Origin of the sequence: Polyangium sorediatum, from assembly GCF_029946465.1 — a bacterium.
Classification (GTDB): Bacteria; Myxococcota_A; Polyangia; order Polyangiales; family Polyangiaceae; genus Polyangium; species Polyangium fumosum.
Window position 1 is genome coordinate 47,770 of sequence record NZ_JARZHI010000012.1, and the last position, 25,476, is coordinate 73,245.

At 67.4% G+C, this 25,476-nt stretch carries 20 protein-coding genes; 9 read left to right on the forward strand and 11 right to left on the reverse strand.

Features of this window, described 5'->3' with window-relative positions:
- Positions 1-197 precede the first annotated feature (197 nt).
- Positions 198-779, forward strand: a complete 582-nt coding sequence (locus QHF89_RS16290) for a hypothetical protein (protein ID WP_136969577.1) — start codon at positions 198-200, stop codon at positions 777-779.
- Positions 776-2,245, forward strand: coding sequence for a hypothetical protein (locus QHF89_RS16295; protein WP_136969578.1), 1,470 nt, complete (start codon positions 776-778; stop codon positions 2,243-2,245). The genes QHF89_RS16290 and QHF89_RS16295 overlap by 4 nt, the downstream gene beginning before the upstream one ends.
- Here QHF89_RS16295 and QHF89_RS16300 read toward each other — a convergent pair.
- The gene (locus tag QHF89_RS16300) at positions 2,227-3,108 is read right to left on the reverse strand and encodes a DNA-methyltransferase (RefSeq protein ID WP_136969579.1); all 882 of its coding nucleotides are present in this window, start codon (positions 3,106-3,108) and stop codon (positions 2,227-2,229) included. The genes QHF89_RS16295 and QHF89_RS16300 overlap by 19 nt on opposite strands.
- 138 nt (positions 3,109-3,246) lie before the next feature.
- On the opposite strand from QHF89_RS16300, the gene QHF89_RS16305 reads away from it, so the two are divergent.
- Entirely contained in the window at positions 3,247-4,035 is a 789-nt protein-coding gene (locus QHF89_RS16305; protein ID WP_136969580.1) for a hypothetical protein, read from the forward strand.
- A 66-nt stretch (positions 4,036-4,101) separates the two neighbouring features.
- Positions 4,102-6,282 carry a molybdopterin-dependent oxidoreductase gene (locus QHF89_RS16310; RefSeq protein WP_136969581.1) on the forward strand — a complete coding sequence of 727 codons (2,181 nt, stop codon included), beginning with the start codon at positions 4,102-4,104 and terminating at the stop codon, positions 6,280-6,282.
- 314 nt (positions 6,283-6,596) lie between these two features.
- Here QHF89_RS16310 and QHF89_RS16315 read toward each other — a convergent pair whose 3' ends face one another.
- Positions 6,597-7,388: a methyltransferase domain-containing protein gene (locus tag QHF89_RS16315; RefSeq protein ID WP_136969582.1), complete on the reverse strand. Its 792-nt coding sequence runs from the start codon at positions 7,386-7,388 to the stop codon at positions 6,597-6,599.
- A gap of 92 nt (positions 7,389-7,480) precedes the next feature.
- Positions 7,481-8,305, reverse strand: a complete 825-nt coding sequence (locus QHF89_RS16320; protein ID WP_136969583.1) for a hypothetical protein — start codon at positions 8,303-8,305, stop codon at positions 7,481-7,483.
- Positions 8,306-8,487: 182 nt separating this feature from the next.
- On the opposite strand from QHF89_RS16320, the gene QHF89_RS16325 reads away from it, so the two are divergent.
- Entirely contained in the window at positions 8,488-9,942 is a 1,455-nt protein-coding gene (locus QHF89_RS16325; protein WP_284720566.1) for a serine/threonine-protein kinase, read from the forward strand.
- Positions 9,943-10,187: 245 nt separating this feature from the next.
- A complete protein-coding gene (locus QHF89_RS16330; RefSeq protein WP_136969585.1) occupies positions 10,188-10,574 on the forward strand; it encodes a hypothetical protein in 387 nt (128 codons plus the stop codon).
- A 112-nt stretch (positions 10,575-10,686) separates the two neighbouring features.
- Here the strand turns inward: QHF89_RS16330 and QHF89_RS16335 are convergent, their stop codons facing one another.
- A complete protein-coding gene (locus QHF89_RS16335) occupies positions 10,687-11,478 on the reverse strand; it encodes a VOC family protein (RefSeq protein ID WP_284720567.1) in 792 nt (263 codons plus the stop codon).
- 534 nt (positions 11,479-12,012) lie between these two features.
- Between QHF89_RS16335 and QHF89_RS16340 the strand changes: the two genes are divergently transcribed.
- Positions 12,013-12,942 (forward strand): MBL fold metallo-hydrolase, encoded by a 930-nt coding sequence (locus QHF89_RS16340; RefSeq protein ID WP_136969586.1) that lies wholly within the window; start codon positions 12,013-12,015, stop codon positions 12,940-12,942.
- A 3-nt stretch (positions 12,943-12,945) separates the two neighbouring features.
- Here QHF89_RS16340 and QHF89_RS16345 read toward each other — a convergent pair whose 3' ends face one another.
- Genes QHF89_RS16345 through QHF89_RS16365 form a run of 5 tightly spaced genes read right to left on the reverse strand, consistent with a single transcriptional unit; the run spans position 12,946 to position 16,034 of the window.
- Complete coding sequence (locus QHF89_RS16345) at positions 12,946-13,389, reverse strand: AtaL-like protein (protein WP_284720568.1); 444 nt, start codon at positions 13,387-13,389, stop codon at positions 12,946-12,948.
- Entirely contained in the window at positions 13,386-14,024 is a 639-nt protein-coding gene (locus tag QHF89_RS16350) for a thiamine phosphate synthase (protein WP_136969588.1), read from the reverse strand. The genes QHF89_RS16345 and QHF89_RS16350 overlap by 4 nt, the downstream gene beginning before the upstream one ends.
- A gap of 15 nt (positions 14,025-14,039) precedes the next feature.
- Positions 14,040-14,825, reverse strand: coding sequence for a thiazole synthase (locus QHF89_RS16355; RefSeq protein WP_136969589.1), 786 nt, complete (start codon positions 14,823-14,825; stop codon positions 14,040-14,042).
- Between the two features lie 2 nt (positions 14,826-14,827).
- Entirely contained in the window at positions 14,828-15,025 is a 198-nt protein-coding gene (gene thiS, locus QHF89_RS16360; RefSeq protein ID WP_136929949.1) for a sulfur carrier protein ThiS, read from the reverse strand.
- Complete coding sequence (locus tag QHF89_RS16365) at positions 15,003-16,034, reverse strand: FAD-dependent oxidoreductase (RefSeq protein ID WP_136969590.1); 1,032 nt, start codon at positions 16,032-16,034, stop codon at positions 15,003-15,005. The genes thiS and QHF89_RS16365 overlap by 23 nt, the downstream gene beginning before the upstream one ends.
- Positions 16,035-16,139: 105 nt before the next feature.
- Between QHF89_RS16365 and QHF89_RS16370 the strand changes: the two genes are divergently transcribed.
- Positions 16,140-17,042, forward strand: coding sequence for a penicillin-binding transpeptidase domain-containing protein (locus tag QHF89_RS16370; protein WP_284720569.1), 903 nt, complete (start codon positions 16,140-16,142; stop codon positions 17,040-17,042).
- Positions 17,043-17,051: 9 nt separating this feature from the next.
- On the opposite strand, the gene QHF89_RS16375 is transcribed toward QHF89_RS16370, so the two are convergent.
- Entirely contained in the window at positions 17,052-18,317 is a 1,266-nt protein-coding gene (locus tag QHF89_RS16375) for a cytochrome P450 (protein WP_136969592.1), read from the reverse strand.
- Between the two features lie 133 nt (positions 18,318-18,450).
- On the opposite strand from QHF89_RS16375, the gene QHF89_RS16380 reads away from it, so the two are divergent.
- Positions 18,451-20,058, forward strand: a complete 1,608-nt coding sequence (locus QHF89_RS16380) for a DUF1565 domain-containing protein (RefSeq protein WP_136969593.1) — start codon at positions 18,451-18,453, stop codon at positions 20,056-20,058.
- Here QHF89_RS16380 and QHF89_RS16385 read toward each other — a convergent pair whose 3' ends face one another.
- On the reverse strand, positions 20,059-24,975 hold the full coding sequence (locus tag QHF89_RS16385) for a metallophosphoesterase (protein WP_136969594.1): 4,917 nt from the start codon (positions 24,973-24,975) through the stop codon (positions 20,059-20,061).
- Positions 24,976-25,476 lie beyond the last annotated feature (501 nt).

Here is a 25,476-nt window from a genome sequence, read left to right on the forward strand (position 1 = left end):
TCGTTCTCGTGAGGGTGTAACGGGGGAGGGGGGCGGGAGCGAGGGGCGGGGCGGAGAGGCTCGTGTGGATGGGCGCGAGAACGGATGAGAGGGCGGGAGAGGTGTTGGAGGAGGCGAGGGGAGCGAAGGTCCGTTCTTGACGGGTCTGTCACGTTGGTTGTTGGAAAAAAGCAAGCCACACGTGTACGATGGCTATCGTGTCGTCGCGTACGTACAAGCTAGAGCAGCTCTACGAGGATCAGGACCCGGCGTTGGCTATGGAGGCCATCCCTCATCTCATCAGCTGGGTCGATCCTAACGGAGACCATGGCCATGGCTCCTTCCAACTGCGAGAGGTTACGCCCGTCGGCGCTGTTGACTACAGCCTGCGAATCACTTGGGACATCGCCCTGCTGTCCACACGCGATGCACAACTTCCAGTCCATTTGGAACGGTTCCGCAGCGGTAAAACACTGACAGGCGAGCATCGAACCGAGTATGCTGCATATGGTCTCGCCATGGTCGCAATATCCTGCTTTTTGGGCAAGCGAGTCCTTAGAATGAATCGATGGCGCGCGCCCGATCTCCTCTTGGACGCAACGCCTGGGCGAATTCGGGGCGTCGAGGTTGCTGGGCGTACTCGCTACGGTCACTCCGCGTTCGCGCAAGCCATTGATGGTGATGCCGGCAAGACCGGGAAGCGTGCTCAGCTCATTGCTCGCCAGGACGTCATCGAGGCCTACTTATCACTTTGGTGCATCGACCCCACGGTCGCGCACTGGGAGAAAGTGAAACCATGACCCCGTCCGAGCGCGATGAGCTGCTTCGTGAAGCGAGTATCGCCAAGATGAAGGCGACGCGCCTCCGTGCATTCGGTGACGCCGATGAACAATGGGATGCCACCGTCCTGTTTCGCGCTGCCGCGCAGAAGGAATTGGCTGTCATTGATGCAGACCCCATGCCATCCAACGAAGAGCTTTCAGGTGCGTTGGTCGAAGCATGCGGCTTGTTCATTGATGCGCAAGACCCAGTGCGTGCAACCCAGACGTGGTCCCGCATGCCGCTCTTTGCCTTTACTACGGCAGCAGGAATGGCGACGATTGATCGATTAAAAGAAGTGTATTATGATACGATGGCGCAATTCGGGACTGCGTGGAATGCGTTAACGGGCCTCCCCTATCCGATCCAAGAGCCTAGCTCGCTAAGGCGGGTGGCATTGAGCCCAGTGTTGAAGAAGTTTCCGGGGGTGCCGGAACTCTGGTGGGCATCTGCTGTGCTCGCGCGCAATCCAGATGAGTCGAACCTTGCCAAAGCCCGCATGGAGCAACTCGATCCCACGATGAAGGATGATGCTGTTGCGCGGACTGCTTGGAAACGAATGTGCCAAATGCTCCTGCAGACGATGCAAATCGAGATGCACGGAGAAAAGCCAACCAGCAGTCTAGACCTTCGCTTCGTCACGACGATTTCTCGCGCTCTAGACGAGATTTTACGACAATTTGTCAAGAACGTTTTCGGTGAACCGCTCGATCTCCTCCCCATAGGCGCCCGACCAGGCTCCTTCATCCTGGACATCACCGCACAAAGGCTCCCGCGCTTGGCGATTGTCGAGCTAGAGCGAGAACTCACGGGGGTGCCGACCAGACTCAGCATTCGTATGCTTGCCCAGATTCTTCGTGTCCTCCAGGCTAAGCAGGTGACTGTTTCTCTGCGTATGCGAGGGCCGAACAACGACGGAGCCAACGCGGACGAGATTGTTATCGATGCGCCGCGCAGGAAACGGCTACTCGATGCCATCGAGGCATCCCCTGCGCTGTACAAGGTCTCGTCCGTGGACATCCCACAAGCGGATGACCTCGAGCGTGTTTATCATATAGTGGAATTGATTGAGAAAGATGGGGCGTTGGACGAGGCCTCATTCGGATTGTCGAGACGGCAACTCGCCTATTACCGAAGGGCTTCAATAATCCTTGGTTTAATCACCGAGGACGACGAACTCACTGCGGGCGGACGTCTAATCGCGCGACTCGATCCGAAGGATCGCCTGCGTGCAACTGCGGTTCATTTCGAATCCAGCAACTGCGGAGATGCCTGGATCCGCTGGTCTGAAGGGAAGAATCTTCTCGATGTACGTCCGGAAACGGCGGACCAGTTCCTTCGCGAGTGTGTCCCTGACCTCTCTCGGAACACTCAAGAGCGTCGTGTGCAGACCCTCACCGCATGGCACCGCGCGTTATCCGAGTACCATTACGCGCGCGGACGCTGACGAAAGTTCTTTCCGTTCTTCTTGATACCAGATTCCGGCACGGGATGTTCGAGCGACGTCTCGCAAAGCAAGGCCAGGGTCACCTCGGTTCCTCCCGCTGCAAGCAAACGCTGTTTCGTGATCTCGACCGCCTGAGATGACAAGTCGTTGCCAAGAAATCGTCTGTCCGCTTTGAGGGCCGCGGCCCCCACGGAGCCAGCGCCCATGAATGGGTCCATCACGACCTCTCCGGCAACACTACTTTGCCCGATGAGTACGCGGCTAACATCCGCGGGCTTTTCCGTCGGGTAACCCTTCCAGATGCGTGGGGCCTCGATGATATCGGGCACCGAGAGGTCACGGAGTTTCCGTTTGCCCTTCTCAAAAAAAAGAATGAACTCGCACCGGCTCCGGTAATGGTAGCCCATGCCGATCCTCTTCTTGTCCCATACGAGCGGCTTCCAGAATTTGAATCCCACGGCTTCTGCGATGGGCTTTGCCACGAACATCGTCTCCGCATCACAAAAGAGGTATAGGTGTGTATTTTTCTTCAGGACACGCCAGAACTCTCCGAACAGATCGTGGAAGCGACTGTTCGGAAAAATTTGAAACCAGTCGTTGCTGGAAGCCTTGCTGCGCTTCAGGCGTGTCGTGGTCCCCACGGCGCGATGCTTTTCAAGGGACTCGTACGGGGGATCCGTGATGGCGAGATCGATGCTCGAGCTCGGAATCGTGCGGAGGAAGTCTACCGCGTCGCCGCACTGAAGGTGGAAGCTCGGCACTTTGGCACCTTCGAGCGGGGAGGTGGTTTCTCCTACAGGTGCAACGGCCTCGCTGCGTAGTGCAAGACGCTGGGCGACATCTGGTGTGGCATCGTGTCTCATCCGGATACTGAACAGATAGCACGGTACCCACATGCCGGGAAGCTTCCCCCTATGTGAACAATGTTACGTCCAGCCCAAGCAACGAGGACGTACGTCGCGCTTGGATGGTTGCTCGCTTCGTGGAAGGATCGCCGCCCCATGGATCCCCAAGCTACCAAGATGAACGAGCTCTTCGAGGCGAAGAGGCCCGCGCTCCTTGCGCTCCCGGACGACATCCTTCTTCGCCCGCGTATTTCTCGCGAGCGCGCGGCTCGGCTTACGGGCATCTTGCGGCGTGAGTTCGAGCCGCTCCTTCCGCTCCTCCAGAGCGAGCTATCCGCTTCGCGCGCAGCCGATCGTGCCGCCGACTTTGCGGCGCTCGAACCAAACCAGCTCGTCTTTTACGCCGCCGACCTGGCCGTCGAGACCCCTTGGACCAGCGACCAGAAGGCGCGGCGCGGTGAGCTCGTCGCCAAGGTGCGGAGCCACGACGAGACGCTCTTCGGCTGGGCGAAGCCGGCATTCCGGACGAACAAGGAGGCGAGCACGATCCTCTCCGATATCCAGCGGGGACGCGGTATCCGCGACGACGCGGATGACACCCTGCGCCTCGTCTCGCTCTTCCGAAGCCATTGGGCTAGCGTCAACGGAAAGACCCCGATCACGGAGGCTGACCTCCAGACCGCCGAGGCTGAGGCGACCGAGCTGCTCCAGATCCTCGACGGCGGCGACGACCCGCCGAAAGGCTCCCCGCGTGACCTCCGCCGGCGCGCCTACACCGCCTGGCACCGCACGTATGCCGAGGTGTTCCACCTCGGCCGCTACCTGTCACGACACGATTCCGCGGCAGCCCGGCGATTCCCAGCGATCGCTCCGGAGCGCAGCGAAAGCGACGCAGACGATGAGCTCGACGCGGCGGAGCCGGCGCCCGCGCCGCCAGGTGGCTGAGACGGGTGAGATGAGGCAGGATTGAGTCCTCCTGTCAAGGGGGATGGTTCTCGCGGGGAGGCTTCGATGGCGCATCAACCGACCATTCATTTCCGCACCTGCAACGTCTGCGAGGCCATGTGCGGCATGCGCGTCGCCGTGGAGGACAACCGCGTCGTCGAGATCCGCGGCGACCGGGACGACGTCTTCTCCCGCGGCCACATCTGCCCCAAGGGCCCGGCCATGCGGGAGCTCCAGGAGGACCCCGACCGCCTCCGCTTCCCCCTGCGCCGCACCGCCCAAGGCTTCGTCCGCGTGGGCTGGGACGAGGCCCTCGCCGAGGCAGGCGAGCGCCTCGCCGCCCTCCAGCGCGCGCACGGCCCCGATTCCGTCGCCATGTACCTCGGCAATCCCACGGCCCACGGGCACGGCGCGATCCTCGGCGCGAATTTGCTCGGAATGGCGCTCGGCACGAAGAACCGCTTCGACTCGAACTCCCAGGACGCCAATCCCCGCATCTACGCCGCCCTCCAGATGTTCGGCGAGGCCACGAGCCTGACCCTCCCCGACATCGATCGCACCGACTACTTCCTCGTCTTCGGCGCGAACCCCGCAGCCTCCGGCGGCAGCATCATGACCCTCGGCGACGTCCGCAGCCGGCTCGCCGGCGTCCGCGAGCGGGGCGGCAAGTTCATCCTCTTCGACCCGCGCAAGACCGAGACCGCCGCGTATGCCGACGAGCACCATTTCATTCGCCCCGGCTCCGACGCGGCCCTCCTCCTCGGCATGCTCCATGTCATCTTCGCGGAGAACCTCTACGACAACGGCGCCCTCACCGACCTCGCCGACGGCGTCGCCGAGCTGCGGGCGATCGCCGCGCGCTTCGCCCCCGAGCGGATCGAAGGCCCCACGGGCATCCCGGCCCACGACGTGCGCCGCATCGCCCGCGAATTCGCCCGGACCCCGCGCGCCGTCGCGTATGGCCGCATGGGCCTCTCCACGAGCGCCTTCGGGCCACTTTCGAGTTTCCTCATCGACGCCCTGAACATCGTCACCGGCCATTTCGATCGCCCCGGCGGCGCCATGTTCGCGACCCCCGCGGCCGACGTCGTGCGGATCGCGCGTATCCTCGGCATGGGCGGCCACGGCCGCTTCCGCTCGCGCGTCCGCGGCTTGCCCGAGGTCGGCGGGAACCTGCCCGCCACCACGATGGCCGAAGAAATGGAGACCCCCGGCCCGGGCCAGATCCGCGGATTCGTGGTTGTCGCGGGCAACCCGGTCCTCTCCGTTCCGAATGGCGAGCGCATCGGGAGAGCCCTGTCGAACCTCGATTTCATGGTCGCCGTCGACATCTACCTGAACGAGACGACCCGCCACGCGCACCTGATCCTGCCGCCGCGGTACGCGCTCGAGCGCAGCCATTACGATCTGCTCTTCCACACGCTCGCGGTCCGCAACACGGCAAAATGGTCGGCGCCCGTGATCGAGCCCCCGCCGGACACGAAAGACGACGTGGAGATCCTCGTGGATCTCGCGGCGAGCCTGCTCGGAAAACGCCTGTCGCCGTCGCCCCTCGGCGCCGCCGCCGAGCGCCTCGTTGGTCTCCTCAACAAACTCGGCGCCGACGGCCTGCTCGACGTCCTGCTCCGGACGGGCCCCTATGGCGATCGCTTCCTCCCGTCCTCGAAGGGGCTCAACCTCGAAAAACTAAAAAAGGCCGAACACGGAATCGATCTCGGCCCGCTCCGGCCCATGTTCCGGGAGCGCGTGCGCACGAAGACCGGAAAGGTGCGCCTCGCCCCGCCCGAGATCCTCGCCGACGTCCCGCGCCTGGAGCGATTCCTGGACGAGGCCGTCGCCGCAGGCCTCGTGCTCATCGGGCGGCGGCACATGCGGAACAACAACTCCTGGATGCACAACGTGCCCTCGCTCGTGAAAGGCCCCGATCGCTCAATGCTGCTCGTGCACCCCACGGACGCCGCGCGGCTCGGCCTCACCTCGGGCACACGCGTGCGCGTCCGCAGCCGCGTGGGCGAAGTCGTCGTGGCCATGGCCGTGACCGAGGACGTGATGCCGGGCGTCGTGAGCCTGCCCCACGGGCACGGGCACGCCGCAGCAGCCGACACGATGCGCGTCGCCGCGAGCGTGCCAGGCGCAAACGCGAATGCAATCACCGACGACCTGCACGTCGAGCCGCTGACGGGGACGGCCATTCTGAATGGGGTGCCGGTGACGGTGGAGGCGGCGGACGCGGGGCCTCCTGTTTGATGCGCCGTCGCCGGGGCGCTGCCCCGGTCCCCGCGGGGGGCTATCCGCCCCCTCGACCCCGGACCAGCGAGGCGCTGGACCCAGGGTTGAAAAACTGCGCTCCGCGCAGTTTTTCAAACAGGCCGACGAAGAAGCCGGGGTGCCCGCCGAACCCGCCGCGCGGCTGTCTTGGTGGGCAGGGTCGTTGCTGGTCTTGACCGGGCCTGTTCGATGAACTGCGCATCGCGCAGTTCATCGAGCTTGGGTCCAGCCCCTGGCTGGTCCGGGTCCAGGGGTGGACAACCCCTGGTCGGGCCTGGGGCGAAGCCCCAGCGCTACGCCGCCCCGCGCGACGGCTTCCGTGCCCAGACGCTGAAGCTCATGTCACTGATGAATGCGCTGTTCGTGTGGCGGAGCTCCTCGGCGAGACGTGCGTCCAGCGTTTCGATGTCGATGTCTGCTTCTGATGCGACGCCGCGCTCGACGATTCGGGGGAGCATGGCTCGCACGATCCAGGCGGTGATGTGACGGTGGTGCCTGGTTTGGAGGATGGCTTCGGCGCGTTGTCCCTCGACGTTGAGCCCGGCGGCTTCGAGCACGAGGGGGAGCTCGAATCCCATGGTGGTCGTTGCTCCTTCTCGCTCGACGGTTTGCCAGATCCAGCGCGTGATCTGCTCGTGAAGGGGGTGTGGTTTCGTGGATGCGGGAAGCAGGGTCGCGTCGACTTCTTGGAATGCGACGAGGCCTCCGGGCCGGAGTGCTTCGACGAGGGGGCGAAGGGCGGCGATGCGATCGGGCTGGTACATCAGGACGCGCCGCCCGATGATTGCGTCGTAGGGCGCGTCGACGAGGGGAGGGGCGTGGAGGTCTCCTTGGATGAATTTTACGTTTTCGAGCCCGAGGTCGTGTGCGCGCTCGGTGGCGGTCGACGTGGCTCGTTCGTCGTGGTCGAGGCCGATGATGAGGCCGCTTGGGCCGACCAGGTGTGCGGCCATGAAGGAGACGTCGCCTCGTCCGCAGCCGATGTCGAGGACACGCATGCCCGTGGAGATGCCTGCGTCGCGGAGGAGCCGCTCCATCGTGTGCGCTCCGCGATCTTCGACGGCTTTGCTGGGTTCGTTTGCCATGGGCTGACCGTAGCTCCGGTCGAGGGCCGTTGGCAGGGCGTGTTTTTCGATCCGATCGGCGGGATTTTCGGTTCAGGGAACGGGGGGCGGGATCAGGGCGCGCTGCTCCCTTTGCATTGCTCGCCTTCGAAGAACGGCGCGATCGGGCCGCAGGCGCCCGCCTCGCATTTCAACGACTGGCATTCGAGGGGGCTCTGGCAGGTGGAGCCCTCGACTTTTGCCTCGGTGCAGACCTTCGTCATCGCGTCGCAATAGGCATTGAGGCCACAGGAGAGCTGGATCGGGCTCGGCGTGCATGCCGCGCCGAGCTCCTTCGCCGGCTGGCACAGGCCCTCCATCGCCAGGAGGTCGAAATCGCAGTAGAGCCCCTGATCACAGAGCTCCTTCGTGTCGGCGCTGACCTTGCAGGCGGCGTCGAGCGGCAGGAAGCGGGTCGCGGTGCATTTCTTCGTGTCGTCGTCGCAGGCGACGATCTCCCGCTTTTCGACCGAGGACGCGCATTGCGCGTCGCGCTCGCAGGTCGAGTTCTCCGTCAGCTTGCCCGCGAAGACCTTCGAACACGGCTCGAGGTCCTCGGGCGCGTTGTAGTAGTCGGGGATCGTCAGGTAACACTTGTCGGCGTAGGGCTTCAGCGCTGCGACGCAGGCGTCGACGCTGTTCGCGTCGAAGGTCATGAGGCCCGCCTCGACGTCGGCGATGTTCTGTGCGCAAACCTCGGTCTCGTACGTGATACACGCGGCCTCGTCGTAGCCCTCGCCTTTTTCGCAGCACGACTTGCGCACCTCGCAGAGCTGAGGGGCGACTTTCGCGCAGACGTTGTCGAGCGTGTACTTCGGCGGGGGCGGCGTCTCGCCGGGTTCGTCGCTGCATGCGGCGAGGCCGAGGACGAACGTCGCGGCGAGGGTGGGGAGCGTCAAGAGAAGTCGGGAGAGGGGCCTTGGGAAGAGCATGGAAGCGAGGATCGCATGGGGCCTCGGCGTGGCACAAGCCCCGCGGCGGGGCGCGGGCCGCGCGAAGGCGCTTGGCTCCGGGGCCCCTTGCATGGAAGAATGCACGCGATGATCGCGACCGTTTGCCTGTATCGCTCGTCCGAGGCCCGATGAGCACGCCGAGCCCCGGTGATGTCCTCTCGGGAAAGTTCCGGATCGAGCGGGTGCTCGGGGAGGGCGGTATGGGCGTCGTGCTCGCCGCGTACCACCTGCACCTCGGCCGCACCGTGGCCATCAAGCTCCTGCAACCCGAGGCCCTGAAACACCAGGAGCTCGTCGCTCGCTTCGCCAACGAGGCCCGGAGCGCGAGCCGCATCCAGAGCGAGCACGTGGCGCGTGTGCTCGACGTCGGCACGCTCGACTCGGGCGAGCCGTACATGGTGATGGAGTATCTCGAAGGGTCGGACCTCTCGAAGCTCGTCAAGCGCCAGGGGTCGCTCGAGATCGAGGACGCCGTCGAGTATCTCCTGCAAGCGTGCGAGGCGCTCGCCGAGGCCCACGTCGCGGGGATCGTGCATCGCGACCTGAAGCCCGCGAACCTGTATCTGACGCGGCGCGCGGACGGCTCGGCCTGCGTGAAGGTGCTCGATTTCGGCATCTCCAAGGCCGCGCTCGTCGGTTCGTCGCCCGAGGCGCAGCAGATGACGCAGACGCAGAGCGTGCTCGGCACGCCCGGGTACATGGCGCCGGAGCAGCTTCGTTCGTCGAAGCACGTGGATGCGCGGACCGACATCTGGGCGCTCGGGGTCATCCTGCAGGAGCTCGTGACCGGCCGCCTCGCATTCCAGGGCTCGACGGTGCCGGAGATTTACGCCGCCATTCTGTCGAGCCCGCCGGAGCCCTTGCGAAAGCTACGTCCGGACGCGCCGCCCGCGCTCGAAGCGGTGATCCAGCGTTGCCTCGAAAAGGACGCCGCGCGGAGGTTCGCGAGCGTCGGCGAGCTCGCGGCGGCGCTCGTCCCCTTCGCCCCGGCGCGGGCGCGCCTGTCGGCCGAGCGAATTGGCCGGATCACGGGCGTCGCGCTGCCGCCGGCCGGGCCGGCGCCGCAGACGGGCAGCCCGACCGCGCCGCCGGGCTCGGCCGCGGCCCTGCAGGGCGGCGTGGCCCCGACGATCGCGGGGACGGGGTATACGACGGGCCCGACGCTGGGGCCTGCGCATTCGGGCTACGGCGTGCAAGGCGCGACGCCGCCGGGCTATGGCGCGCAGGGGGCGACGCCGTCGGGGTATGGCCCGCAGCCGCAGCAAGGATATGGCGCGCAGGGGGCGACGCCGCCGGGCTACCACGCGCAGGCGCAAGGGTATGGCGCGCAGGGGGCGACGCCGCCGGGATATGGCCCGCAGGCGCAGCCGCCTTACGGGACGGCGTATGGGGCGCAGCCGATGCAGCCCATGGCGCCGGTGGATCCGAACAAGGGCAAGATGCACCCGTCGACGATCGCGCTCATCGGCGTCCTGGGGTTGATCGTCGTGACGTTCGGCGGGTGCCTGACGTGTGTTTGCGCGGCCGGCGCGAGCGCGGACGCGCAGGAGCCATCAAATCAGAAGGTGGGGCAGGCGCGGTAGGGGGATCCCCTCGGGGGGGCGGTCCGTCTGCGGAGGTCAACTCGCGAGGGGCGTCACGTGACGCTGGGCTCTCGCCCTGCAGGCTGCGGCATGCAGCACCTGATGGCTGGCGCCCCCAGCAGGTCGAGGCTTGGCGAACGCCGTGCTCGACATCGAGCGGACAAAAGGCCCCCACGAGGGTCCTTGTCAGGCTGGCACGCAGGTTGCGACAGGGCCCTCGCAGGCCATTGCGAGAAAGGGTCCCCATGACGACGAACACGATCCTCCGTGCTGCCATTCTTCTGATCCTCCCCGTGCTCGCGTCAGGATGCGTGGCAGCGACGGACAGCGAATCGCTGGACACGGACGAGACGGAAGCCACCGAGGAGTCATCCCAGGCCATCGAGGGGTGCGCCGTGCGGAGCGGCTATAACGCCGGCCAGCCGGCGACCTTTCCCACGATGGACGATCCCGTCATTGCATACAAGCTGCAGTCTCTCTTGTTGCAGAGCGATGAGATGGGCCAGTATCTCCCCTTCAGCATTCAATTCTGTCACGAATCGAGCTGGTCGTACACGAAGTACTATCACCACTACTTCTTCGGGGCATTCGCGGGGCTTTGGATCGAGCCTCCCCTGCTTGAGCCGCAATAAACCGCGGCGGCTGGGCGGTACACGTCCGACGAGCCTCGGCGCGCCCGTCGTGTCGAGCGCGTCGAGGCCCTCGGGGGGAAGGATCCGTTTCGGCGGGCGTGGGGCGGAGGGATCAGGCCGCCATGGCGGCTTCGGAGAGCTTGATGATGGAGAAGATCGCGCCGTAAGGGTCGGTGACCACGGCGATGAGGCCGTACGGGGAATCGAAGGGCCCGTGCATCACCTGCCCGCCGAGCGACTTGATCTTCTCACACGCGGCCTCGGCGTCGTCGACGGCGAAATACGGCATCCAGTGCGGCGGGATCGAGTCCGGCCATTGCGCGTTCATCTGCATGATGCCGGAGACGGCCTTCTCGCCCTTGTGGAGCGTGTAGTACGTCATGTCGGGCATCTCCATCCCCATCTTCCGGGCCTCCACGTCGAGGACCTTGCTGTAGAAGGCCGCGGCCTTCTCGCTCTCGCGCGTGTTCACCTCGCACCAGGTCATCGCGCCATGCTCGTCGATGATCTGCGCGCCGTTGTGCTTGCGGCCCTGCCAGAAGCCGAAGACGGCGCCCGTCGGGTCGACGCAGACGAGCATGCGACCCTGATCCATCACGTCCATCGGCTCCATCATCAACTGCCCGCCGAACTCACGGATCTTGGCGGCCGTGGCGTCGACGTCCTTGCTGTCGAAATAGACGCTCCAGGACGTCGGGTAGGGCGCGTCGTCGGGGCGCTTGCCCATGCCCGCGGCATTCCGACCATTCTTCTGGCACATCGTGTAGTACATCGTCTCGGCGGTACCCTGGAGAAAGGTCCAGCCAAAGAGTTCCCCGTAAAACTTCTGCGCCCCTGCGAGGTCCGGCGTCATCAGGTCGAACCACGTGGGCGTCCCGGCGTCGTGTCCGTCGACGTTGCTCATCGGTCTTTTTCCTCCCTATCGCGTGTTCTTGTTCGAGGAAGGGAGAACCCCCCTCGCGCGCTCGAATTGCAGTACACGAGGGTCTCGCGAGGCGTCAACGGGAAAAGCGGCGCATGTTTGCCCGCGGGTTTGTCGGAGTCATTTCGTTGGCACTGTGCCAGTTGGCCAGCCTGCCGCGCGATGCCGCCTCGCTGGGGCGTTGCCCCAGGCCCCACCCGGGGCTGTCCGCCCCGGGACCCGGACCAGCCAGGGGCTGGACCCAAGCTCGATGAACTGCGCGGTGCGCAGTTCATCGAACAGGCCCGGTCAAGACCGGCAACGACCCTGCCCACCGAGACAGCCGCGCTGCTGGTTCGGCTGGCCCCCCGGCTTCTTCGTCGGCCTGTTTGAAAAACTGCGCGGAGCGCAGTTTTTCAACCCTGGGTCCAGCGCCTCGCTGGTCCGGGGTCGAGGGGGCGGACAGCCCCCCGCGGGGTCCGGGGCGGCGCCCCGGCGCGACGGCCCCCCGAGGTGAGGTCTGCTAGGCTGCCTGGCATGAGCTCCTCGCGCCTCGTCACGATCGACTGCGATTACCTTGGGCCCGGCTTTGCTGCCGCGTATCTCCGTGTGGAGGGCGACGAGGCGGCCTTCGTGGAGACGAACACCACGCATGCGGTTCCTCGGCTGCTCGCGGCGCTCGATCGGGAGGGGATTGCGCGGGAGGCTGTGCGCTGGGTCATCGTCACGCACGTCCACCTCGATCATGCGGGCGGCGCTTCGGCGCTGCTTGCGGCGCTGCCGAATGCGACCGTGCTCGCGCATCCGCGCGCGGCGCGCCACCTTGTCGATCCGTCGAAGCTCGTCAAGAGCGCCGAGGCTGTCTACGGGGCGGCGCGGTTTGCCGAGCTTTATGGGACGATCCTGCCGATCGACGCGGCGCGCGTGCGGTCGCTCGAGGATCGGGAGAGCGTCTTGCTCGGCGGCGCGACGCTCTCGTTCGTGCATACACGCGGGCACGCGAACCACCATTTCATCGTGCTCGATCCTGCCCGGGAGGCTGTGTTCACGGGCGATACGTTTGGCCTCGTGTATCCGCACCTCCAGCGCGGCCGGCGCTTCGCGTTTCCTTCCACGAGCCCGACCGATTTCGACGCGGAGGCGGCGCACGCGAGCATCGAGGTGGTGCGAACGTCGGGGGCGCGGCGCGCGGCGCTGACGCATTTCGGCGAGATCGAGGATCTCGACGTCGTGGCCGCGCAGCTTCATCGATGGATCGATCTTTCGGCGTCGCTCGTCGAGGCCGCCGTGCCGCTCGCGCCGGCCGAGGCCGAGGCCATGATCCGGAAGGCGCTCGACAAGGAGATGGAGCGCGCGGCCGAGGAAGTGGGGCTTGCGCTCGACGCCCGCGATCACGAGCTCTTGGAGCTGGATCTCGCGCTCAATGCACAGGGGCTCGCGTACGTGGCGTCGAAGCGACGCGGGTGAACGTCAACGCCGGGGGATCGTCCCTTCCGTTACCATGCGCCGCACCGTCGCGAGCGTCGTGGCCAGCGCATTCCGATAGGCGGGCTCGCGATCTCGCGCCTTCGCCTCGTCCTCGTCCGGCACGCCGAACACGAAGCGGAGCACGAGGGAGCCGTCGGGCCGCTCGTCGATCACGTTGTCGACCCACCCCGGTGCGCCCGCGACCCGCTCGAAATGCACGCGCCTCTCGGGCTCGAACGTGACCCGCTCCCGGATGGGCTGGCCTTCGAGATCGATCTCGCGCGCGAGCCAGCCGTCGCCTCTCTCCAGGACCTCACATCGCTGGATCCCCGGGATGAACGGCAGCGGGGTCTCCGCCTTGATTTCGAGCCCGCGCCAGACCTCGGCCCGCGAAAGCTGCAGCGCGCCCGGCTCGTTCACCGCGACCTCGTAGCTGAGCTCTTTCATGATCCGAACTCCTCCCTTCCTTGCGAGGCGCGGGGCCACGTCGCCCGCGCGTCGAGCCATGCTTTGCAGCGGGCCTCGGGATCCGGGTGCGAGAGGACGTCGGAGATCACCGCGATCGAATCCGCGCCCGCCCGCGCCACGCCCTCGGCGCGCTCCAGCGTGATGCCGCCGATCGCGACGAGCGGCCGCCGCGCGATGCGCTTCCACTCGCCGATCCGATCGAGCCCCTGCGGCGCCCACGGCATCACCTTGAGCGTCGTCGGATACACCGGGCCGAGGGCCACGTAATCGGGATCCACCACGAGCGCCGTGTCGATCTCCTCGTGGCTGTGCGTCGAGATGCCGAGCTTGAGGCCGGCCCGCCGGATCGCCGCGACGTCGGCCTCCGCGAGATCCTCCTGCCCGAGGTGCACCCATTCCGCGCCGAGGTCGATCGCGTCCTGCCAAAAATCGTTCACCACGAGCGTCGCCCCGTGCGCCTGGCATTTCGCGATGGACGCCGCGATCTCCGCCCGCCGCGCCGCTGCGTCGAGCCCTTTTACGCGCAGTTGCACGAAACGCAGACCCAGCGGGAGCAGGCGATCGAGCCACCGGGCGCTGTCGACGATGAGATAAAAACGATCCAGCACGAGCATCGTTCGCTCCTCGAATCAGCCGGCGAAAGGCGAGAACGGCGCGCCGAATGTCGGCGTCGACGCCGTCGCGAGATCGGTCGGCTCCATGAGGCCCGCCTCGTGCGCCCGCCGCCCGGCGCGAATGGCCTCGGCGAACGCCTCCGCCATGGCTGGCGGATCCCCCGCGGTCGCCACGGCCGTGTTGAGCAAAAGGGCGTCGTAGCCCATTTCCATCGCCGCCGCCGCGTGGCTCGGCGCGCCGATCCCGGCGTCCACGACCAGCGTGATCCCGGGGAAATGTCTTCGCAGGAGGCGGAGCGCGTACGGATTGTTGAGCCCCCGGCCCGTCCCGATCGGCGCGCCCCACGGCATGAGCACGCGGCAGCCGGCCTCGACGAGCTTCTCGGCGAGCACGAGATCCTCCGTCATGTAAGGAAATACCTCGAACCCCTCCGCGACGAGCGCGCGCGTGGCGTCCACGAGCGCGAAAGGATCGGGCTGGAGCGTGACGTCGTCGCCGATGACCTCGAGCTTGATCCACGGCGTCCCGAAGACCTCGCGCGCCATGCGCGCCGTCGTCACGGCCTCGCGCGCGGAATGGCAGCCGGCCGTGTTCGGCAGGATGGTCACGCCGAGCGCTTTGACGAGCTCCCAGAACGCCTGGCCTGCCTTCGCGCCGGCCGCGGATTCGCGCCGCAAGGAGACGGTCACGATCTGCGCGCCCGAGCGCGCCACCGCCTGGCCGAGCGCCTCGGGCGAGGGATACCGCGCCGTCCCGAGGAGGAGCCTGCTTTCGAACGTGCGCCCATAAAAATCGACCATGCTCATCCTCCCTGCATGGGCCGGAGCACCTCGACGGCGTCGCCCTCGGCGAGGCGCGTCTCGGCCCGGAGGGCCCGCGGCACGAACTCGCCATTGAGCGCGGTGGCGACCCCGGAGACGTCGAACCCTCGGTCCTCGATCAGCGCGGCGAGATCCTTCGCCGTCGTATCGATCTCTTCACCATTCAGACGGATCCGCATGCATGACCTCGTTCGGGGGGACTTTTCCGAGGAGAACGTCGACGATCCGCGCCGCGAGCGCCGGCGCGACGAGCCAGCCGTGCCGATACAATCCATTGACGGTGATCGTGCGCCCGAAGACCTCGATCCGCGGGTTGTTGTCGGGGAAGGCGGGCCGGAGCCCCGCGTTGAGTTCCAGGATCTCCGCCTCGGCGAACGCGGGGTGGAGCGCATACGCCTGCGTGAGCAGCTCGCCGGCGGAGCGCAACGTCACGCGTGTCTCCTCGCTCGGGTCGGGCGACGCCGATTCGATCGTCGTCGCGCCGATCATGAACACGCCTCCCTCACGCGGCACGACGTACAGCGGGTGGCGATGGTGGAGCAGGCGCACGGGGCGCGAGAGCACGACGTCCCGGCTCCGGACGAGGGCCATTTCGCCTCGGACACCGCGCAAAGTCGGCAGTCGTTCACGCGCGCCGAGCCCGCGCGCGTCGACGATACGATCGGCCCGGAGCGCCTCGGGATCCCCGGAAAAACCGAATTCGAGGGGCACGCCGGCCTCGCAGAGCCACGCTTGCAGCGCGCGCAGCGTGCGCCGCGGGTCGAGGTGGCCTTCGTTCGGGAAGAAGAGGCCACGCCGGTAGCGGCCGGCGAGGGCGGGCTCGAGCGCGCCGAGGGCTTCTTCGTCGAGGGCTTGGTGATGGGGGGTCAGGCGCTCGAATCGCGTGAGCACGCCCGGCTCGCGCGGCGGAGCGACGACGAGGGTGCCGTTCGTCTCGACGCCCGGGACGAGCGAGGGCCAGAGCGCGAGTGATCGCCGGCCGAGGGCGACCACGAGCGGCTCGGCAATTTCGGCCTCGCAGTCGGGCGCGAGCATGCCGCCGGAGCGCCACGCGGCGCTCGCCGTGCTATCGGCGGCGCGCTCGTGGACCGCGACCCGGAGCCCTGCGCGCACGAGCGTGACGGCGGCGACGAGCCCCATCACGCCGGCGCCCAGCACGGCGACGTCGAGCCGTCCGGAATCGACCATCGGGCTTCTCCTAGCCGCGACGGTCGCTCCATGTCAACCATCGAAACACCCGCGAAAAAGTACCTGCGCCGGAAATGCGCCGGTGGGCACGGGCGTACAAGCGTCATGACCGTACGTTCGTGTTCTCTCGCCCGGTCCGCGCGGCCGTTCGTCGCGCCGCTTCTCCTCCTCCTCGTCGCTGGCTGCACGCACGGCGCGGCGACGGTCCCGGACCCCGGCGTCCCCCGGACGCCCCCGGGGGCCGCGTCCCGTTTCGCCGGGCTCGTCGGCTGCTTCACCATGGTCGAGCTCGGCACCGGGGAGACGGTCGAGTACGGCGGCGAGGAGTGCGACGTACGCACCTCGCCGGCCTCGACGTTCAAGATTCCGAACGCGCTCATCGCGGTCGACACGGGCGTGGTGCAGGACGAGAACACCGTGTTTCGCTGGGACGGCAAGGAGCGATGGCGCGCCACGTGGAACCGGGATCATTCCCTCGCCACCGCGATGTGGCATTCGACGGTCTGGTACTTCCAGCGCATCGCCGAGCAGGTCGGCGAGCCGCGGTATCGCGCCTATCTCTCGGCCTTCCAGTACGGCAATGCCGATCCCTCGGGCGACGTGACGATGTTCTGGCTGAACGACGTGCTCAAGATCTCGCCGCGCGAGGAGCGGCGTTTCCTCACGGCCCTCTACGAGAACAAGCTGCCGGTCTCGCCGCGCGCCATGACCGTCGTGAAAAAGACCCTCGAATTGCGCGGGGACGCCATCGAGAACGTGCGCGACCGGCTTCCGTTCGTCGATCAGATTCCGGCGGGCGTGGTGTTCAGCGGAAAGACGGGGAGTTATCTCCCGGACGGCGGCCCGCCGGGGCCGCTCGGCGCGATCGGCTGGTTCGTCGGCGCGGTGGAGAAACAAGGCCGCACGTGGGTGTTCGTGTGCCGCATTCGATCGAGCGACGAGAAGAAGATCGGCCCGGAGGCCGCGAAGATCAGCTACGAGATCCTGAAGGGCGAAGGGATGCTCTGACGAACCGGCTCAACCCGGCGGATCCCAGGCGAGCTCCAGCGATTCGAGGCGGCGGGCCGTGGCGCTCGGGAAATAGGAAAACGTCTGAGCCGGGACGAGGCGCAGGCCCGGCAGGCGCTGGGTCAGGACCTCCAGCGCGATGCGGCCTTCGAGGCGCGCGAGCGGCGCGCCGATGCAATAATGAAGGCCGTGCCCGAACGCGAGGTGCGGCGCGGTCCGGCGGATGTCGAACCGGAGCGGATCCTCGAAGCGGCGCTCGTCGTGGTTCGCCGAGATGTAGGCGATCTGCAGGCGCTCGCCTTTTTTGATGCGCACGCCGCCGACCTCGACGTCTTCGAGCGCCGTGCGGTACATCGCGTGAATGGGCGAGGAGACCCGCAAGACCTCCTCGACGATCGAGGGGAGGATCCCGGGATCGTTCCGTGCGGCGGCAAAAAGCGCGGGATCCCGGGCGAGCTCGAGCGCCGCGGCCGCGATGAGGCCGGCCGTGGTCTCGTAGCCCGCGAAGAGGATCTGGAGGAGCATGTTGACGAGCTCGGCCACGCCGAACGGCGGATCGAGGGCCGCCGCGCCGGTGACGATGTCGGAGAGGGCATCGTCGCGGGGGGTCTTCCGGCGGTCCTCGATCGCGTCGGCGAGGTAATGCTGGAAGGCGACGAAGCCCTGGGCGTGTTCGAGGAGCACGGGGAGGGGATCGTGTCCGGCGAAGATGGCGGTGCTGTTCGTGGTCCAGCGGTCGACCTGATCGAGGTGCTCGCGGGGGAGGCCGAGGAGGTCGACGATGAAACGGCCGGGCAATGCGATGGCGAATGCGTGCACGAGCTCCACGTGGCCCTTCGCGACGAACCCGTCCACGAGGCGCGTGGCGATGTCGCGGAGGATCGGCTCGAAGGCGGCGAGGCGGCGGAGCGAGAGGGCCTTCGTGACGAGGGCGCGGCCGCGCGTGTGCACGGGAGGATCGCTGTCCACGAGGCTCGGGAGGAGCGGAAACCCCTTCACGAGCTCGGCGAGGAGCTCGGGCGGGGGAGGCGTGGTCGCGGCTTTGGGCGTGATCGAATCGAGCGACGAGAAGCGCGCGGCGTCTTTGGCGACGGCGCACACGTCCTCGTACCGCGTCACGACCCAGAGGCCGAGCGAATCACTGTAGAACACGGGCTCGTCACGGCGAGCGCGCGCATAAAAGGGGCGAGGATCGTCGAGCATGGGCGAGGCGAGGGGGAAATGCTCCTTGCCGCAGGGCGACCCTCCTCGACCCGTCACGCGGGATTCGGACATGAATGCCTCCGTGGCGCGTGGCGTATCGCCGCGCGCGGCTTGCTGTACGCAGAGGCACTGAACCACGAGGGAGCGACGCCGGTCCAGAAAATGCGTATGCTGCCGCGCGCGTAATGCGGAAAGGTAGGGTGGCATGATGCAGCGAATGTTCGTGGTGGCGGTCCTCGGGATCGGGCTCCTTGCGTGCTCGTCGAATGGAACGGGCGCGAGCGGGAGCGGAGGCGGAGGCGCGGGCGGAAGTGGAGGCGAGGGCGGAAGCGGGGGCGGGGGCGGAAGCGGGGGCGGAAGCGGCGGCGGCGGCGGAAGCGGCGGCGGAAGCGGGGGCGGGGGCGGCGGCAGCGCATGTGATCCAGCGGCGGGGACCTATTTCGTCTCGAATACGGGCAACGACGACGACCCGGGGACGGCGGACAAACCGTTCCAGCACATCTCCCACGCCGTCGACGTCGCCCAAGCCGGCGATACCGTGGTCGTCCGCCAGGGCACGTACAACGAGCTCGTCGCGTTCCCGCGCTCGGGCACGCCCGGGGCTCCGATCACGGTCCGCGCGGCCTGCGGCGAGCGGCCGATCCTCGATGGAACAGGCCTCGGGGGCGCAGGCGAGCCGGCGCTCTTTTCGGTGGTCGATCGGGGGCACATCGTGGTCGAGGGGTTCGAGATCCGGAACCTCACGGGCAAGGGCGGCTTTCCCGCGGGCATCTGGGTGCGCGGCGCCTCGCACGACGTCGTGATCCGCGACAACGTGATCCACGACATCCAGGCCGAGAATGGAGGCGACGGCGCGGGCGCGCACGGCATCGGCGTGTACGGGACCAAGACGACGCCGGCCGAGCGAATCTCGCTCGTCGGCAACGAGCTTCGCGACCTCGTCCTCGGCTGGAGCGAGGCGCTCGTGGTCAACGGGAACGTGCGCGATTTCGAGGTGCGCGATAACCATGTCCATCACGTGAACAACATCGCGTTCGATTTCATCGGCTTCGAGAGCGACGTCTGCGGCGCCTGCTCCCAGGACGACGAGATCGACGCGAACGACGTGAACCGAGTCCGCAAAGGCCTCATCGCCGGCAACCTCGCGCACGACGTCACGAGCTACGGCAATCCTGCTTATGGCAACGAGAAGGCCGCGGGCTGCTTTTACGTGGACGGCGGGGCGGATCTTATCCTTGAGCGGAATACCGCGCACGGTTGTGATCTCGGCGTGGAGCTCGCGAGCGAGTGGTTCGGCAAGTCGACGCAGGGCATCGTGGTGCGAAACAATTTCCTTTATGCGAACGACGTCACGTGCATCGCGACCGGGGGGTACAGCAGCGGCAATGGCGGCGGGGGCGGAGCGGCGAAGAACAACGTGGTCGTGAACAACACGCTCTTCGATTGCTCGCGGGATGGCTGGGCGGACGCGGCGATCCTGCTGCAGAACCGCAACCAGGGCAATGTGTACCAGAACAACGTCGTGGTCGCGACGATGGGCACGAGCGTGGTCGCCGTTGGAGGTAGCGGCAACACGGGGAACATGTTCGATTTCAATGTCTACTTCGGCGGCGGCCTCGACGGGGCCTCGGCCGGCGCGAATTCGCTCACCGTGGACCCGAAGCTCGTGGATCCGGGCAGCGGCGATCTGCACCTTGCGCCGGAATCTCCCGCGAAAGACAAGGGGAACGGGGCGCTCGACGTGGGCGAGGTGGACTTCGACGGGGACAATCGAAAGAACGGCCCGGTCGACATCGGCGCGGACGAGCTCTGATCAGCCCCACCGCACTTCGTAATGGGCGCGCCTCTCGCCGGGCTTTTCGCCCGGCCATGTGGCCCAGGGCTCCCAGATGCTTTCGTCCTTGCGCAAGGAGCGCGTGTCCACGCGCATCCGCCCGAGATCCCGCGGGATTGTGATCAGGTTGTAGAGCCGCGGCACCGACGCGGGGCGGTGGTCCGCCGGCGCGCCGAAGCTGCCCGCGCCGACGACGTGGCTCTTTCGCACGGGGTGCAGGTAGCCCACGAGATCGGCGCGATCCTCGTGGACGTGCCCATGCAGGACGGCCCGGACGTCGGCGCGGCGCAATCGTTCGAGGAAGGCGTCGTCGGCCATTTTTTCATTGCCCGTGACCGGATGGTGAAAGACGGCGAACCGCAGGACGGAAGCGTCAGGGTCGAGATCCCCGCGCTTCCGCGCCTCCTCGATCTGCCGCTCCGCCTCGGCGAGGGCGCGGGAGAGCGCGCCGGGGTGAATGGCCGAGCGGTCGCGGTGGTATTCGTCGATCTCGAAGGCCGAGTTCAGGGCGAGGAACTGGATCCGCTCGGCCGGGAAGAGCAAGGCGATCCCTTGCTCCTCGGGGGTCATCGGATACTCGCGCAGGCAAAGCGGGTGGTAGAGGTGGCGCGAAAAATTGCGGAATCGCTCGGGGTACCGCGCGTCGTCGCGCACGAGGTAGCCGTTCTCCTGCTCGACGAAGCTGCCGGGCGCGAGGCGCTTCGGATCGACGGCGCGCCGCTTCTTGAAATCGTAGACCTCGGTGTCCCAGTCGAGGTCGTGGTTGCCGGGCACGACGATGCAGCGCTCGGCGGTGAGGCCCATGGCCTCGGCGAGGCGCGAGAGGAAATGGCGCGCGCAGGCAAGCTCGCCGGGGCTCGCGCGGTTCGAGAGGTCGCCGGAGACGACCACGAAATCGAGTTTTTCGAGGGCGAGCCCCTCCACGCGGTCGCGCAGATCCGTGAGCAAGGGCTGGAGCAGGACCTCGGGATCGTCGCCCTCGTGGAGGTGCAAGTCGCTGAGGTGCAAGATCCGAAGGGGCGCGGGAGGTTTGTCCGAGGTGACGCGCGCGACGGCCATGGCCATTCGCGCGGCCTCGACGCTTTCTTCGCGGCGGCGTTCGACCTCGCGGCGCAGCGCGAAGATGGGCGCGGCGAGCGCGTCGTTCCCTTCGGCCCGCGGGACGAGCGGGGTGCGGGCGTCGCATTCGGGGCAGCCGATGTCGGAATGGCCGCCGACGAGGCGGCTCTTGACGGTGTCCTCGGGCAAGACGTACCCGCACGGGCAGCGGACGGAGACGCGCTCGACGAAATGGACGCCGCGCTGCTTCATGTGATCTTCCAAGAACCCCGCGAAGAGGCGCCGGACCTCGTCGGGCGTGTCCGAGGAGAAGGCGACTTCGAGCCCGCCGCGCGCCTTTCCGCCTGGGGCAAGGGCCATGGAGAGCCGCGACAGACCTTCCCCGGGGAGGCCAAAATCGGCGCGGCCGGGGCCGAGGCGCGCGGGGCCGAAGCGGCGGCCGAGGGCGAGGGCCGTGACGGCGGAGGCATAGACCTCCGAGGCGGGGCGGCTCATTTCGTAACGAATGGCGGCCGGGAGCGGGGAGGCGGCGGGATCGGCCGGATCCGCGGCGGGCGTGGCGACTGGGAAGAGGGCGGGGAAGACGAGCAAACCCTCGTGGAGGAAACACGTGCCCTGTTCGAGGAGGAGCGCGATGACGCCGTCGAGGACGCCGAGTTCCTGATCCTTGCGCAGGCGCTCGCCGGGCGGGATGCGCGGGAATCGCGCGGCGGGGCCGAAGAGCGTGGCGATGGCGAGGGCGGGGACGCCGTGCGGATTGTCGCGCGCGAGCAGGATCAAGGAGCCGGCATACCGGGAGATCTGCTCGACTTCGAGGACGAGCGCGCGGGTTCCATCGGACAAACGAATGTCGGCGACGAGGCCCTGGCGGGCGAGCTGGGAGGCGACGGCGGGGATGGCGACATCGAGCTCGGTGTTGGTCTCGTCCTGGGCCACGCTCGCCTGGAGCTCGAGGAGCGTGAGCACGGCGCGGCCGGCCTTGCGGGCACGCTCGACGTGCGCGCGAATGCGCTCGAAGAGGACGGGGCGGCTCGTCGGGCCGAGCGAGGACCAATCGATGGCGCCGAGGATCGCGCTCTTCAATTCGGAGATGCCGCGGCCCGTGCGGGCGCTCGTGGGCACGTACGCGAGGGCGCCGGTGCGGGTGCGGAGGCGCTCGCTGCCGGCGCGATCCTCGGGCGCGCGCTCGGGGTCGTCGAGCTTGGTGCCGACGAGCAAGCGGCGCGGGGCGCCGTCGTTTTCGTCGGCATCGCCGAGGTGATCGTTCCAGGAGGTGATCTCGTTTTCGGCGGCCTTGCCGCGGCCGGGTTCGAAGACGAGCACGGCGAGGGAGGTATCCCGCAAGAAGAGGGGGTGGACGAGGCGATATTCGTCCTGGCCGCCGAGATCCCATACGACGAGCTCGCGGCGGTGGTTTTTCGGGGCAGGTGTGTCGCGGGGGAGGCGCGCGCCCGCGATGGGCCAGAAGCGCATGCCGTGGGTGGAAGGTTGCTCCTCGTAACGATCCTCGGCGAGGCGGAGGGCGAGGCAGCTTTTCCCAGCGCGGCCCTCGCCGAGGAGGACGACCTTGGCGGTGGTGGTGTGGAGCGTGGTGGAGGAGGGGGCGCGGCCGCGGAGGGCGTCGATGTCGACGGAGAAGAGGGCGAGGTTGCCGGTCGGCGAGGGAATGGCGATGGTGGGCTCGGTGGGGGAGAAGGCGGCGCCGGCCAGGTAATTCGTGGAGGATCGCAAGCGAGCCGCGGGCTCCCAGGTATCGGTGCGCCAGAGGAGGACGAGGCCGTCGCGGGAGCGGGAGGCGAGGAGCCGCCCGTCGTGCGAGAAGGAGAGGCTCGTGACGGCGGTGGGATGGCCTTCGAGCTTGGCGAGGAAGGCGCCGTCGACGAGGCTCCAGACCGCAATGGTGCCGTCGTCGGCGGAGGAGGCGACGTGCGGCGCGCCGGGTCGGAACGCGAAATCGAGGACGGAGCCGCGGTGGAAATGTGCGGCGCGGGTGAAGCCGTTTTGCGGCAACATGCCGGCCGGGATGGTGGAAATGGCGACGAACCCGTCGCCCTTGCCGCCGGAGACGAGGAATTCACCGTCGGGCGAGAAGGCGAGGGCGAAGATGCCTTCGGGGCAGAAGCCGTGATCGAGGTGGCCGAGGGGGGAGAGCTCGTCCGCGTCGAGGAAGAGGATTTTGCCGTCGGGCTGGCCCACGGCGAGGATGTTCTCCGGGGACCAGGCGAGGCTCGTGCCGGAGACCTCGTGCAGGGTGTGGAGGCATTCGCCGTTCGAGGCATCCCATACGGAGAGGTTTGTCCCGGCGCGCGTGGCCAGGCGGCGGCCGTCGTGCGAGAAGCAGAGGTCCATCGCGTCGGAGCCGGCGCGCGCGACCCAGCGGTTCGATTGCGTGTCCGCGTCCCAGACGTGGATCTTGCCCCAGAACGAAATGGCGGCGAAGGCGCCTCCGGCGGGCGAGAAGCGGACGCGGGCGAGCGGGCCGCGGTCGATGGGCAAGGAGCGGAGGAGGGTGAATTCGGAGGGGAGGTCGGCGGAAACGGGAGCGGCCGCGGAAGCGGGGGCGGACGCGGGAGCGGGGGCGGGAGCGAGGCCACGAGCGCCTCCGGGGGCGCGGCCGGGGACGGGGGAGGGGGCGAAGGCGGCGACGGCGATGGGCGGTGGGCGAGGGGGCGGCGGGGGGCCGGCTTCCGCTTTTTTTGATTCGAGCGGCTCGGGCGCGGGTTTGGCCGCGGGCTTGGCTTCGAGCTCGGGGGCGTATTCTGCGGGGAACGGCAATTCGAGGGCTTCGTCGTCGGCAAGGTCGTCCGATTTCGCGACTTCGGCGGGACCCTGACGGACGAACACACGGAGGGGCTCGTCCGGGCGTGTGGAGGCGGGGCCCTGGAAGTGGGGATCCATGCTCGGGGAGAAGCCGAGGAGGCGGGGCCAGAGTGCAATCGTGCCGGTGTCGAGGTCGAGGCGGCCGGCGGCATACCCGTGGCGTCGGTCGGCGCTGACGCCGCTGGAGAAGGGAAACGTGGAAAAGAGAGGCGCGTGAGGGGCGTCGTCCACCAGGGGCGCGCCGCCGCTGAGGCTGCCCGCGAGGTGGAGCGCGAATCGGCCGAGCGGCGCGAGATCGGTCGAGAATCGCGCGAGCGCGCGCGGGGAGAGCCCGGACGGCGGATGGTGCGTGAGCAGGAGGCAGGCGTCGTGCGCGCGGGCCCAGGCGTCGAGGTCCCCCGCGGCCGCTTCGATCTGCCGCGGATCCACGTCGAGAGCGCCAAAGGCGCTCCCGGCGAGCTCCAGAAAGGCCGTATTGATGCCTGCGATGCCGAAGCGATGGCCGTCTTTCGTCACGGTCGCCGCGAAGTCGCCCGGCAGGAGGCCCTCCTTTGTGGCGACGTCGACCGAGGCCGGTCGTTTGTGCCACCCGGCCATCCACCGACGGAAGGGGGCGAACGCGGCCGTGACCACATGTCGGCTTCGATGCGTCGCGTCCTCGAAGAAGGCCTCGCGTGTCTTGGGGTCTGCCTCCCAGGTGGCCGGGTCGGGGGCCGCGCTCGCCGTGGTGCGAACGAGGTCCTTGTTGCCGGGGACCGCGAGCAGGGCGGGGCGCGAGCCGAGTCCGGCCAGGAAATCCTGGAGCGAGGCGAGCCCCTCCGTGACGATCTCGTATTCGGTCTCGGTGCCGGTCGAGGCGAGGTCGCCGGTCACGAGGAGGAGGTCGAACGAGCCGACCCGTTCGTGGAGCCAGCTGAGGTCCCGCTCCATCTCCTCGCGGTAGCGGGGCCGCTGCCAGAGGGTTCGGGCGGCTCCGACGTGAAAATCGCTGAGGTGCAGCCAGCCGAGTCCGGCCATGTAGGGGCTCCCGGGGGGTGTCGACCGGCGCCCATCGTATCCCCCGCTCCTCGCGTCCGGCAACGGCGGCGGGGGTGCGATGGGGTGGTTTGTTGCGACAAACTGATGGGGTCACTACGTGTTGTTGTGTTTGAAGTTCAATTAACAAATTGATTAATGTGTTAGAATTAAAACATTTAGCTACCGGTCCTTGGGTACCTCGTTTGTTGCGACAAACTGATGATTTCCTCACTATTTGCGCAGCATGCTTACGCTGACGGTGGAACTGGATGAATGTTATCACCCAAACATCTTGCTACCAGTACTTTGGGGCCGTTTTTTCCTTATCGGCGAGCGGTCTCCGCGGGGCGCTCCGGGTCCCCGAGTCCTTTTCCGATCCTCCGGGTGTTTTTGGGGCCTTTTTGTCGATGTTTGCGTCATGGAGCGTCGCGAATTTTGACGCGACGCGTTGGTGTGCATTGTGGTGTGGTAATTGTTTGAAATTGGATTGTCTAGTAAAAC

Coding starts and splice junctions, on each gene's coding strand:
- QHF89_RS16295 (WP_136969578.1), top strand. CDS start 776: ATGACCCCGTCCGAGCGCGATGAGCTGCTTCGTGAAGCGAGTATCGCC.
- QHF89_RS16300 (WP_136969579.1), bottom strand. CDS start 3,108: ATGAGACACGATGCCACACCAGATGTCGCCCAGCGTCTTGCACTACGC.
- QHF89_RS16305 (WP_136969580.1), top strand. CDS start 3,247: ATGGATCCCCAAGCTACCAAGATGAACGAGCTCTTCGAGGCGAAGAGG.
- QHF89_RS16310 (WP_136969581.1), top strand. CDS start 4,102: ATGGCGCATCAACCGACCATTCATTTCCGCACCTGCAACGTCTGCGAG.
- QHF89_RS16315 (WP_136969582.1), bottom strand. CDS start 7,388: ATGGCAAACGAACCCAGCAAAGCCGTCGAAGATCGCGGAGCGCACACG.
- QHF89_RS16325 (WP_284720566.1), top strand. CDS start 8,488: ATGAGCACGCCGAGCCCCGGTGATGTCCTCTCGGGAAAGTTCCGGATC.
- QHF89_RS16330 (WP_136969585.1), top strand. CDS start 10,188: ATGACGACGAACACGATCCTCCGTGCTGCCATTCTTCTGATCCTCCCC.
- QHF89_RS16335 (WP_284720567.1), bottom strand. CDS start 11,478: ATGAGCAACGTCGACGGACACGACGCCGGGACGCCCACGTGGTTCGAC.
- QHF89_RS16340 (WP_136969586.1), top strand. CDS start 12,013: ATGAGCTCCTCGCGCCTCGTCACGATCGACTGCGATTACCTTGGGCCC.
- QHF89_RS16345 (WP_284720568.1), bottom strand. CDS start 13,389: ATGAAAGAGCTCAGCTACGAGGTCGCGGTGAACGAGCCGGGCGCGCTG.
- QHF89_RS16350 (WP_136969588.1), bottom strand. CDS start 14,024: ATGCTCGTGCTGGATCGTTTTTATCTCATCGTCGACAGCGCCCGGTGG.
- QHF89_RS16355 (WP_136969589.1), bottom strand. CDS start 14,825: ATGGTCGATTTTTATGGGCGCACGTTCGAAAGCAGGCTCCTCCTCGGG.
- thiS (WP_136929949.1), bottom strand. CDS start 15,025: ATGCGGATCCGTCTGAATGGTGAAGAGATCGATACGACGGCGAAGGAT.
- QHF89_RS16365 (WP_136969590.1), bottom strand. CDS start 16,034: ATGGTCGATTCCGGACGGCTCGACGTCGCCGTGCTGGGCGCCGGCGTG.
- QHF89_RS16370 (WP_284720569.1), top strand. CDS start 16,140: ATGACCGTACGTTCGTGTTCTCTCGCCCGGTCCGCGCGGCCGTTCGTC.
- QHF89_RS16375 (WP_136969592.1), bottom strand. CDS start 18,317: ATGTCCGAATCCCGCGTGACGGGTCGAGGAGGGTCGCCCTGCGGCAAG.
- QHF89_RS16380 (WP_136969593.1), top strand. CDS start 18,451: ATGATGCAGCGAATGTTCGTGGTGGCGGTCCTCGGGATCGGGCTCCTT.
- QHF89_RS16385 (WP_136969594.1), bottom strand. CDS start 24,975: ATGGCCGGACTCGGCTGGCTGCACCTCAGCGATTTTCACGTCGGAGCC.